The organism is Asticcacaulis sp. (genome assembly GCF_035497195.1).
Taxonomy (GTDB): domain Bacteria; phylum Pseudomonadota; class Alphaproteobacteria; order Caulobacterales; family Caulobacteraceae; genus Asticcacaulis.
Genome location: NZ_DATJDZ010000023.1, coordinates 257,439 through 269,182 on the forward strand (window position 1 = coordinate 257,439; position 11,744 = coordinate 269,182).

Annotated in this window: 8 protein-coding genes; 6 read left to right on the forward strand and 2 right to left on the reverse strand. The window is 61.6% G+C overall.

All coding sequences use genetic code 11. The features are described 5' to 3' along the window. From VL130_RS15775 to VL130_RS15785, 3 genes are read left to right on the forward strand one after another with little or no spacing between them, the layout of a single operon-like run. Window positions 1-3,966 carry a beta-galactosidase gene (locus VL130_RS15775; RefSeq protein ID WP_325364231.1) on the forward strand — a complete coding sequence of 1,322 codons (3,966 nt, stop codon included), beginning with the start codon at window positions 1-3 and terminating at the stop codon, window positions 3,964-3,966. A 15-nt stretch (window positions 3,967-3,981) separates the two neighbouring features. After that, window positions 3,982-5,145 (forward strand): glycoside hydrolase family 88/105 protein, encoded by a 1,164-nt coding sequence (locus VL130_RS15780; RefSeq protein ID WP_325364233.1) that lies wholly within the window; start codon window positions 3,982-3,984, stop codon window positions 5,143-5,145. Window positions 5,146-5,174: 29 nt separating this feature from the next. Beyond that, entirely contained in the window at window positions 5,175-6,758 is a 1,584-nt protein-coding gene (locus VL130_RS15785; RefSeq protein ID WP_325364235.1) for an MFS transporter, read from the forward strand. On the opposite strand, the gene VL130_RS15790 is transcribed toward VL130_RS15785, so the two are convergent. Continuing rightward, window positions 6,755-8,170: a rhamnogalacturonidase gene (locus VL130_RS15790; RefSeq protein ID WP_325364237.1), complete on the reverse strand. Its 1,416-nt coding sequence runs from the start codon at window positions 8,168-8,170 to the stop codon at window positions 6,755-6,757. The genes VL130_RS15785 and VL130_RS15790 overlap by 4 nt on opposite strands. Further along, on the reverse strand, window positions 8,167-8,334 hold the full coding sequence (locus VL130_RS15795; protein WP_325364239.1) for a hypothetical protein: 168 nt from the start codon (window positions 8,332-8,334) through the stop codon (window positions 8,167-8,169). The genes VL130_RS15790 and VL130_RS15795 overlap by 4 nt, the downstream gene beginning before the upstream one ends. 92 nt (window positions 8,335-8,426) lie before the next feature. On the opposite strand from VL130_RS15795, the gene VL130_RS15800 reads away from it, so the two are divergent. The 3 genes from VL130_RS15800 to VL130_RS15810 are packed head-to-tail and all read left to right on the forward strand — an operon-like array spanning window position 8,427 to window position 11,503. Next, window positions 8,427-9,704, forward strand: coding sequence for a rhamnogalacturonan acetylesterase (locus VL130_RS15800; protein WP_325364241.1), 1,278 nt, complete (start codon window positions 8,427-8,429; stop codon window positions 9,702-9,704). A gap of 12 nt (window positions 9,705-9,716) precedes the next feature. Then, window positions 9,717-10,697: an alpha/beta hydrolase gene (locus VL130_RS15805; RefSeq protein ID WP_325364243.1), complete on the forward strand. Its 981-nt coding sequence runs from the start codon at window positions 9,717-9,719 to the stop codon at window positions 10,695-10,697. After that, window positions 10,694-11,503: a GDSL-type esterase/lipase family protein gene (locus VL130_RS15810; protein WP_325364245.1), complete on the forward strand. Its 810-nt coding sequence runs from the start codon at window positions 10,694-10,696 to the stop codon at window positions 11,501-11,503. The genes VL130_RS15805 and VL130_RS15810 overlap by 4 nt, the downstream gene beginning before the upstream one ends. Window positions 11,504-11,744 lie beyond the last annotated feature (241 nt).

Sequence of the window (11,744 nt, forward strand, 5' to 3'; positions counted from 1 at the left end):
TTGCGCCAATCCGTTTGCACGAGTGTGGTGGTTTTGGCCGCTCTGGCGACTGGCGCATGGGCCGATCCTCAAGCTCAGCCCCAAACACCTGCCACCCCGCAGAGCGGCGACGCCTTTATGGATACGATGGGCCTCACCAGCCAGAAAGCTGTCACGCCCGCTGCCGATGCCACATCCAAAACTGCCATAGGTCCGGTAGCACCCGTGCGCGGCGACACCACCTGGCTGATGTCGGCCTTCAATTCGACCTCGGAAAACACCCTCAGCCTGTTTTCCTCCTATGACGGCAAGACCTTCACCTCGCTGGCCTCGGAGGCCTATACGCCGGCGTCTGGCTTGCTGCGCGATCCGTCGATCCTGCACGCGGCGGACGGCTATTATTATGTCGTCTATACCACCGGCTGGAGCACGCCTGCCTTCGGCATCACCCGCAGCCGCGACCTGCACCACTGGGAGCACCTGACGGACGTCAAGCTTGATGTGCCGGGCCTCACAAATACCTGGGCGCCCGAATGGTTTCAGGACGCGGACGGGACCGTCTCCATCGTCGTTTCTCTTTCCAAGGGCGGCACAAAAGGCCCCTTCGCCGCCTATGTGCTGACCGCGACCGACGCCACCCTGACGCATTTTTCAGCGCCGCAGGCCATGCAGGGACTGGGCAATAATCATATCGATACCTTCCCGATCAAGGTCGGCGACCGCTATATTGTCATCACCAAGAACGAAACAACCAAGACCCTGGAACGCGCCTGGTCAAAAAACCTGACCGGCCCGTGGACCATCGACCGCACCGGCGACTGGGCGGGCTGGGGCGACTGGATCGAAGGTCCGGCCCTCGCACCAATCAAGAGCGCCGATGGAAAAGACGGCTGGCGAATCTATTTTGATGACTATCGCGGCAAGCGCTACTGGTATTCCGACAGCTTCGACGGCCTCGACACCTGGACGCCGAAAGCGGAACTGGGCGGCGTTTCCGGCGCGGTGCGTCATTTCACGGTCATCCGCGAGCCGACCGCCACGATCGAAGCCGCCACACGGCCCGAAGCGAAACCCGCCATCGAGACCTGGGACCGCCATTCCCTGATGATCGACGGCAAGCGCGTCATGATCTGGTCGGGCGAGTTCCAGCCGTTCCGCCTGCCCTCGCCGTCGCTGTGGCGCGACGTGCTGCAAAAGATGAAGGCCACCGGCTATAACGCCGTCACCCTCTATATCGACTGGGGCTATCACACCGCCGAACAGGGCCAGTATGATTTTTCCGGCGTGCGCAATGTCGAGCGCGCCATCCAGATGGCCGAGGATGAGGGGCTTTATGTCATCATCCGCCCCGGCCCCTACGTCAATGCCGAGTTGACAATGGGCGGCTTCCCCGGCTGGCTGGCGCGACAAAAGGCGGTGGCGCGCACCGACGATCCGGAATACCTGAAAGCCGTCGACGAGTGGCAGACCCAGATCGACGCCATTATCGCCCGTCATCAGATCACCACCGGCGGCGGCAAGATCATCGCCTACCAGATCGAGAACGAACTGGGCGACACTTCGCCGTCGCGCCAGCGCTACATGCAGCATCTGGCCGATAAGGTGCGCGCCGACGGCATCACCGTGCCTTTGTTCCATAATTCCGCCGGCCGTTTGCCAAACTGGACGCCGCCCGGCTCCACCGCCAGTTTCGCGGTCCCCGGCCCGACCGATCTTTACGCCTTCGACGGCTATCCCGGTGGCGGCTGCAACGGCACGCGTGACATCGGTAAGCCTAATCCGGTGCCGAACTGGGGGATGTACGGTGACACCACGCCGAATAAAGAAGGCATCGTCAAGGTCGGCGCGCTGGCCTCGCCCAATACGCCGGGCTTCGCCGCCGAGATCGGTGGTGGCTGGTTCGATTTCTGGGGCAGCCAGGGCACCTATGACTGCACGGCGCAACGGGTCGGCCCGGCATATGTCCGCACCACCTTCGGCTCCAGCCTGATCAACGGCTTGTCGATCCACAGCGTCTATATGGCGTTCGGCGGCACCTCGTGGGGCTGGCTGCCGGCCAGCGTCGTTTATAGCTCCTATGACTATGGCGCCGGCATAGATGAGGCCCGTCGCATTCGCCCCAAGCAACTGACCTTCAAGCAACTCGGCCAGTTCGTGCAGGCCGCCGAGCCGTTGCTCGCCGATCTCGACAAGGGCGCGCCGCTCGTCAGCGACAACCCGCGCGTCAAACTCTATCATGATGTCGGCGCGAAGGATGAAGGCGAACTGATTTTCGCCATTCATGAGCCTTCCAACGCCACCACGAAGGACGCCTTCGCTTTCGACCTGAAAACGCAGGACGGCAGCTATCATATCAACACCCAGCTGAACGGCCAGGACGGCAAGCTGCTGCTGGCCAATTACCCACTGGAACGCCAGCATCTGGTCTATACGACCTCAGATACCCAGACCCATTTCCGCCAGGGCGGCCGAGATGTGGCCCTGCTCTACGGTCGCGCGGGAGAAGGCGGTGAAACCGTCCTGCGCTATGCAAAGAAGCCGAAGATAGAGGTGCTGAAAGGCGTGGTTTCCAGCGCCTATAACGCCAAAACCGGCGACCTGAAACTCAGCTATACACATGAAGGCTACAGCCTTATGCGTATCAGCGCGCCCGGCCAGGCGCCGCTTTTGCTGTTCCTGGCCGATGATGCCACCGCCCAGCAATTCTGGCTGCTCGATACATCGAAAGGCCGCGTTTTGGCGCGCAGCCAGTCCCTGCTGCGGTCCGCCAGCTTCGATTCAGCCGATGAACCCGACCTGTTGCGCATCAAGGTAGATGTGTCGGCCTCGGATGACGGTACGATCGATATCTGGTTCGATCAGCCTGTTGCCGGGATTGAGATCAATGGGGCTGGCTTGGGCCTTGCAAAATCCGACACCGGCCTCCACGGCTTTGGTATCCAGCTTCCCATCGCGGTCACGCCGCCCGACCTGATGACACTCAAGTGGGAACGTCGCACCGGTTCTCCCGAAGCCAGTCCGGCGTTCGACGACAGCCAATGGCGCAAAGCCGACGCCACTTTTTCCACCGCCACGACGGCTACCCAACCACCCGCCGGGCAGCCGGTGCTCGATATGAGCCAGTACGGCTTCCATCACGGCGATGTCTGGTATCGTGGCCGCTTCACCACGGCCCCCGCCAGACCGGACAAGATTGATTTCAACTATGGCGGCGGCGGCGCCGGCATGATGCAGGTCTGGATCGACGGCCATTTCCTCGGCCAGGATGAAATTCCTGCCGGCAAGGCGCGCCCGCAAACGACCGCCAGGGCGTCATTCAGCCTGCCCCAACTGACGGCCGGCGATCATGTGATTTCGGTCATGGTGCGCAACCATTCGCACAATTGGGACCTGGCCGCCGATGACGAACACAAGGAAGCGCGCGGCCTGATCAGCGCTTCACTGTCATCGGCCACACCGATCTCGTGGAAGATCCAGGGCAATCGCGGCGGCGAACATCTCGCCGACCTGGTGCGCGGCCCGATGAACAATGGCGGCCTCTATGGTGAACGCGAAGGCTGGTATCTGCCCGCCAAGCGCAACGATACCGGCTGGACACAAGCCACACCCACCGGCGCGCCGCCGGCCCCCGGCACCTACTGGCTGTGCACACAGGTGCCGCTCGCCCTGCCGGAGGGCCAGGACGTGCAACTGGGCCTGCAAATCGGCGATCCGGCGAAGCCGCAATCCGATCATGTCAACCGCGCCCTGATCTTCGTCAATGGCTGGCACCTGGGCAATTTCGCCGCCAATATCGGCCCGCAGCATGTCTTCGTCATTCCGGCCGGCATACTGAATGCAAATGGCGACAACACCCTCACCCTCGCCGTCACCTCCGACGGCCAGCCGCAAAATGCCCTTGAACCGGTCAAACTCGTCGTGCTCGCCAATGTGCGCGGCGGCCTGACGGTCGAACCTGTTCCCTCCCCCTCCAGTACCCAGCGTTAAGCGCCAAGGCTTTCCATGACCAACCAGATTCTCAAACCCACCCATCCGCACCTGCTGCCGGACCTGCTGCAACACCATACCGCCGGACTTGACGCCGACCGTGACGATTACCGCGCCGCTATCGACCGGTTGATCGACAATCTGGTCAGTATCGAGGATGAAACCGGTGAATTCCTGCTGCGCCTCGAAGACGGCCGCGTCATCGATACCAAGGGCTGGCACGGCTTCGAATGGACGCAAGGGGTCGGCCTCTATGGTATGTACAAGCACTGGGAACTGACCGGCGATCCCAAGGCCTGGGACATCATGATCAAGTGGTTCGAGGACCGTTTCAAGGAGGGGATGCCCTCGCGCAACATCAATACGGTGGCGCCCTTCCTGACGCTGGCCTATCTCTATGAGCGCACCGGCAATCGCATGTATCTGCCTTATCTCGATGTCTGGGGTGAGTGGGTCTATAATGACCTGCCCCGCACCGAGGAAGGCGGCTTCCAGCACATTGTTTACAACTCGGTCAACGACCAGCAACTATGGGACGACACCCTGATGATGTCGGTCCTGCCGCTGGCCAAGATCGGCCTGCTGCTCAACCGGCCGCACTATGTCGAGGAGGCCAAGCGCCAGTTCCTCATTCATATCAAATACCTGACCGACCGCAAGACCGGCCTGTGGTTCCACGGCTGGACCTTCGACGGGCGGCATAATTTCGCCGAGGCCCTGTGGGGGCGCGGCAATTCCTGGGTCACCATCGTTATTCCTGAGTTCATCGAACTGCTCAACCTGCCCAAGGACGATGTGCTGCGCACCTTCCTGATCGATACGCTCGAAGCCCAGGTCAAGACGCTGGCCAAGGTGCAGGCGCCGTCCGGCCTGTGGCGTACCATCCTTGACGATGAAACCTCCTATGAGGAGGCCGCGGCCTCGGCCGGTTTCGCCTACGGCATCCTGAAAGCGGTGCGTAAGGGCTATATTTCCCGTGAATATGAGGCCATCGGCGTACGCGGCGCCAAGGCGGTGCGCGACCATATTTCGGCCGAGGGCGAACTGACACAGGTGTCGTTCGGTACGCCGGTCTTCAATTCGATTCAGGAATACAAGGATGTGCCCCTCACCTCGATGCCGTTCGGCCAGGCTATGGCCCTGCTGGCTATGGGTGAATTCATGTATCGCTTTATTTAAACCATAAAAAACGCAGGCAGGTAAACGAGTTGTCAGATTCATCCAACAAGACGGCGGCAATCCCGGAACGCAAGACGGGATGGCTGAACTACTGGGGCTGGGGCGCCGGCGATCTGGTCGGCGCCGGCATCACGGCGGTGACGTCCGGCTGGATGATCTATTTCTACACCACCTTCTGCGGCATCAATATCGCAGACGCAGGCGGCATCTTCGCCATCTCACGCTTTTTCGACGCCTTCACCTGCCCGCTGATCGGCTACATATCCGACAATCTGCGCCACACCTGGATCGGGCGTAAAATAGGCCGGCGCAAGATATTCCTGCTGATCGCCATACCCTTGCTGCCGTCATTCGCGCTGATGTGGGCGTCCGGACACACCTTTTACTACTATCTGTTTTCGTACCTGTTCTTCGAATTGATCTATAATTTCGTGCTCATTCCGTGGGAAACCCTGCCGGCGGAAATGAGCAAGAATTACAAGGTGAAGGCCCGTTTCGCCGGCGCGCGTATTCTGTGCGCCCAGGCCTCCGCTGTGCTGGCCTCGTATCTGCCGACCCTGATCATTAATCATCTCGGCAAGGATTCGGCCGGCACCTTCCTGATCAACGGCGCCATCTTCGGCGGACTGGCCTCGCTGGTCATCGTCCTGTCGGTGATTTTTACCTGGGAACGCCCCTATACCGAAGCGGAAAAACTGATCCGCCCCGCCCCGCTGAATGTCGCCCGCGCCCTGCTGATCCCGTTCAATATGTTCCGCGACCTGTTTTCGACCCTGCACATCCGCGCCTTCCGCCAGCACCTGGCCATCTATCTCGGCGGTTATATCTCACAGGATATTTTCAACGCCGCCTTCGCCATCTTCGTGGCCGCCGTGATGATGGGATCGACCCTGATCATCTCGCAGATGATGACCACCATGTACATCGTGCAGTTCATATCGGTCATGATCGCCATCCGCGTCGTCATGATGGCCGGGCCGACCCGCGCCTACGCTTTGGCGATCATCGCCTTCATCGCCGCCTGCCTGTTGTGCTACATCTTCTTCCTGCATCGTCCGGCGGGTTTCGGCGAGGCGATCGCCGGCATCGAGCATAACATCTTCGCCGGTTTCGGCCAGGTGTCGCCCATCGTGCTGTTCTGGCTGTTCGTGCCGGTCATCCTGGCCGGGCTGGGCCGGGGTACGCTGAATTTCGTGCCGTGGAGCGTCTATAACTACCTGCCCGATGTCGATGAAGCCGTCACCGGCCAGCGCCGCGAAGGCATCTTCGCCGGCGTCATGACACTGGTGCGCAAGCTGTCTCAGGCCGCCGCCATCTGGGGGACGAGCACGCTGATCGGCATGGGCGGCTATGTCAGCGGCGCGGCCACCCAGACACCACATGCGCTGCATGTGCTGGTGCTGGTCATGGTCGTGGGGCCGATCGTGGTCATGCTGCTGGGCCTCATTGTGGCGCTGAAATTCCGCCTGAACGCCAAGACTCACGCTGTCCTGATGGACGAGATCGAACGCCTGCGTAGCGGCGCCACGGAAGCCGCCAGCCCGGAAAGCGAAAAAGTCGTGGAAGACCTGACCGGCTGGAAATACGCCACCCTGTGGGGACGCGGGCGTTAGCCCAGTGTCACATCCTCGAAGAGCGTCTGCGGCCGCGCGTCAGGCGTGGTCGTGGTGACGCTGAAACCTTTCAGCGTCAGGCCGCGCACATGGCGCGCCCACAGACCATAGGCTGGTGTACGACCAAACATGCTCGGTTCCGGATAGGCGTCTTCGAGTTCCAGTGACTGGCGGGCCACATCGGCCGCCGCGCCGCCGCCGTCATAGACCAGACGCACATTATCCAGCGTCACATCCTCGATCGGATGCGCCGGCAATCCCATGATCAGCGCCGCGTAATCCGGCAAAATACCCTCAGCGGTCACGTCGCGGATAATGATATTGCGGATCGCCCCCGGCGCGGCGCCTTCCGGTGCCCGCAACCGCGCCCCCAGCCGCAGGAATATCGGCGCCGTGGTGATCTCACGCATCGTCAGGTTCGAGGCTACCACATCCTCAATCGTGCCGCCGTCGACGGTTTCCAGCGCCAGGCCGCGTGAACGTTCAAAGGTGCAGCCATTGATGCGGATACGGCGGAAATCCCCACTCGATTCCGTGCCGATCTTTATGCGGCCCGTCACGCGGTCGCGGTCGGGTGAGAACATCTGTATCCGCCCCCGCGTGCCATCGTAAAGCGTGCCGGCATCAAAGCCGCTGACCTGACAATTCTCGATCACCACGTCCTCGGTAGCGCATCGCGCGCCCAGGGCGAAGCTCGATTTCAACACAATGGCGTCGTCATTCGGCGTATTGACGCGACAGCCGCGCACCGTCACGCGCCGGCAGCCGTCGATATCGATGCCATCGCGATTGGAATCGATCAGCAGGTTCTCGATCACGAGGTCATCAACGCCAGTGGCCAGCACGGCGAAATGCCCACCGCGCAGAATGGTGAAATCCTGCAAACGCACGCCACGCGCCCGGCATAGCGCGATGGCCTTGTTGCCCAGCCCGGCCATCGCCGATACCTCCGGCGACAGTTCGGCCATTTCGGCGGCGGACAGGCCCTGCATACTGAGCGGAAACTCACCGGCCTGTTTGCGCCAGCGTGACCCAGGCCCTTCCCGCGTCAGGCCGCGTCCGTCGATCAGGCCTGGGCCGGAAATCGAAACATCCTCGACACCAATCGCGTGGATCAGGCTGTTGCGCCAATGGCTGTGGCCAAAATCCTGATAGAGATCGAATGGGTTCGGCTCGGCCGCCTCATACCGGCCGTCATGGCGCGCCGGGTCGGCCGCTTCCAATACGCATCCGGCTTCAAGTGACACATGAACATGGCTGCGCAAGGCCAGGGTAAAGCTGAGATAATGTCCCGAAGGCAGGAACACGATATCACCCGGAGTGGCTGCATCTATGGCCGCCTGAATGGCTGCCGTATCAAGCGTACCGCCATCGCCCGCCGCACCGAAATCACGCACATTCAACCGATTCATGATGCAGCCAACTTGATACAGAAGGCATAGACCGGTTCATCCGGTTTATGCGCGGGCAAGGTTAGATGCAGACCATCGGCGTCCCTGAACAGTCGCGCCCAGGTGTCCGGCTTCGGCATGGGCGCACCGTGAACTACGCCGGTATACAGATGTGATGCGGTCAAGCCGGTTTGCTCCCGATTATCTCTTGTCAAATCGTAATATCAATCATAAATGATCACGTAAACACATATTCGATCAACACAAGCAGGGTCTCATGTTCGGGATAAAGCCGTTTTGCACGAGCCTTATGGCGCTGGCCCTGGTCTGCCCGGCCGCCGGACACGCCGCTCAGCGCCACTTCGTTTTTGGCACCGAGGCAAAGCCGTCGCCCGATGTCACTGCCGTCAACACGGCCGCGCCGTATGGCTTCGGCACCGGTTTCGGCTTCGAGGGTGAAGCGCCCGCGCTAGAAGCGAACAGCGCCGGCGGACATCCGTTCTTTTTCAGTTTCGATGCCCCGGAAGGCAATTATACGGTCACGGTAACGCTCGGATCGGATGAAGCCGCCACCACTACGGTCAAAGCCGAACTGCGCCGCCTGATGGTCGAGACCGCCGATACCCCGGCCGGGGGCGAAGTCACCAAGACCTTCATCGTCAATGTGCGTACGCCCAACCTGCCGGGCGGTGGCCAGGTACGCCTCAAGGTGCCGCGCGAATCCGAAACCGAAGCGCGCGCCTGGGACAATCGCATCACGCTGGAATTCGACGGCCTGAACCCATCGGTACGCGAAATCACGATTGCGCCCGCCGATGTGCCGACGATTTACCTGCTTGGTGACTCGACTGTCTGCGATCAGTCCGGCGAGCCCTATGCCGCCTGGGGCCAGATGCTGCCGCGCTTCTTCAAGCCGACCGTGGCCATCGCCAACCACGCCGAGTCGGGCGAAACGGTCAGCGGCTCCAACGGCCGCTACAGATTCCAGAAAATCTTGTCACTGATCAGACCGGGCGATGTCTTCATCGTCCAGTTCGGCCATAACGACATGAAGGAACTGAAGACCGACCCACAGGCCCCGGCGAAGTACAAGGCCGGCCTGATCAACTGGATTAAACAAGTTCAGGCCAGGGGCGCAAAAGCCGTCATCGTCACCTCGATGAACCGACATAGTTTTGAAAACGGCGCCGTCACCGACAGCCTCGCCCCCTATCCGCAACTGGCGCGCGAAGCCGCCGCCGAGACCGGTGCGCCCTTGATCGATCTCAATGCCAAAAGCAAGATCCTGTATGAAGCGCTCGGCGCGCAAGGCTCTCTGGCCCTGTTCGAGCACAGCGCCGATGGCAGCCAGCGCGACGCCACGCACCAAAGCCCTTACGGCGCCTACGAACTGGCCAAGATCATCACCCAAGGGTTACGTGACGCGCATCTGCCCCTTGCCGATCAACTGATCGACGGCCTGCCTGATTTTGATCCGGCCCATCCCGACCCGGAATCGAGCTATAAGGTGCCACCCAGCGCCACACCGGCTGCCGCCAAACCCTTCGGCAATTAAGGAAACACTCGCATGATCGACCGCCGCTTTTTTCTGTCGTTGAGCGCCGCCGCCGGTACGGCCGCCTTTTTACCGCTGGCCGCAAAGGCCGAGACCGCCGATCTGTCGATCCAGGACCTGTGGCTGGGCGACCCACCGGGTGGCGAACGCGTGACAACGCCGGAAGAAGTCATCCTGCGCCATCCCGGCGGCGATCCCAACGACACCGCCTTCCTACATGTACGCAAGCCGTGGCTCCTGCTGCGTCGTCCGGCGAAACCCAATGGCGCGGCGGTTTTGCTCATCCCCGGCGGCGGCTATGTCCGCGTCGCCGTCAGCAAGGCCGGCGGCGATATCGACGCCTGGCTGGCCTCATTGGGCTACACCGTTTTCACCATGGATTACCGCCTGCCCGGCGATCCGTGGGCGGCCGGGCCGGAAGTGGCCTTACAGGACGCCCAGCGCGCCATCCGTCTGATCCGCTCACGCAGCCAGGAACTGGGTCTCGATCCCAACCGCGTCGGCGTCATGGGCTTCTCAGCCGGCGGCCACGTCACCGGCCTGCTGGCCACACGCTTCGACAAGCCGGCCTATACGCCGGTCGACGCCGCCGATACCCTCTCCGCCAAACCGACCGTGGCGGCCATGTGCTACCCGGTTGTGACCATGATGCAGCCCTACGCCCATCAGCAGTCGATGCACGCCGCTCTGGGGGCAAACCCGACCGACGAGGCGCGGCAGGCCAATTCGCTGGAACTGCATGTGCCTGCCAATGCGCCGCCCACCTTCGTCTGCGCCACCACCAACGATCCCGTCGTGCCGCACCAGAACGCCATGCTGATGTTCGATGCGCTTAACAATGCCAAGATACCGACCGAACTGCACCTCTATGAAGGCGCCACCCACGGTTTCCCGCTGAAGGACAAGCAGGGAAACCTGTTGCCCTGGGGGCCGCAGGCGCTGCAATTCATGCAGAAACACGGCCTCGATGCCGTTGGAGCACCCCAATCATGAGCAAAACCCGCCTTGGCATTCTGGCCGCCTTTGCCCTGTTTATCTCTGGCCACGCCCTGGCGCAAACACGCCCGCCGATCCGCGTCATCCTCGTCGGCGACTCGACCATGACCGACAAGAGCGGCTACGGCAAAGGCTTCTGCGCCCAGTTCATACCCGAAGTCACCTGTATCAATGCTTCACGCGGCGGCCGCAGTTCCAAGAGCTATCGCGTCGAAGGCCTGTGGGACCAGATCCTGGCGCAACTGCACGACAAGCAGGCCTTCAAGGCGACCTATGTGCTGGTCCAGTTCGGCCATAACGACGGCTCCAGCAAGCCGGAGCGCCACACCAATCTTGAGACCGAATTTCCGGTGAATATGCGCAACTATGCCCGCGATGTGCGCCAGGCCGGCGGGGTGCCGGTGCTGGTCACGCCCATCACCCAGCGCCATTTCAAGGATGGCAAGCTGATGCCCGACCTGCTGCCTTGGGCCACCGCGACCCGGCTGGTGGCGCGCTCGGAGCATGTCACCCTGATCGACTTGAATGCCGGGAGCCAGACAGCCGTGCAGGCCATGGGCCTTGTGGAGGCTAATACCCTCGCCGGCCAGCCGATTCCGCAGAATGTGCTGGATACGCAGGCCTCCGGCACCTCGGTTCCGGCCGTCTTTACCGACGCCTCGCAGGGCACTGGCAACACACAGGCGTTCGACTATACCCATATGGGGGCGAAGGGATCAGCCTATTTCGGCCATATGGTCGCCGACCTGTGGGCGAAAGCCGATCCCGCCATCGCGCCTTACCTCAAAACGGGCGGACAATAACGCACTTATGGCTTCCAAAACGATTTGGGAGCCTCTAAAGAGATTGAAAATGAAACATATTGATCGATACAGATCAGTATGACACCAATTGGAGACGACCCCATGTGCACCAGCCATTACGCGAAGACGCTTTACGCCACGCATCCGGACATGATGAAGGGCGCGGATAATGCCGACCTGCGCGACAAATACCTGATGACGGGCCTGTTCGCGCCGGACGCCGTGGTGCTCAACTACACCC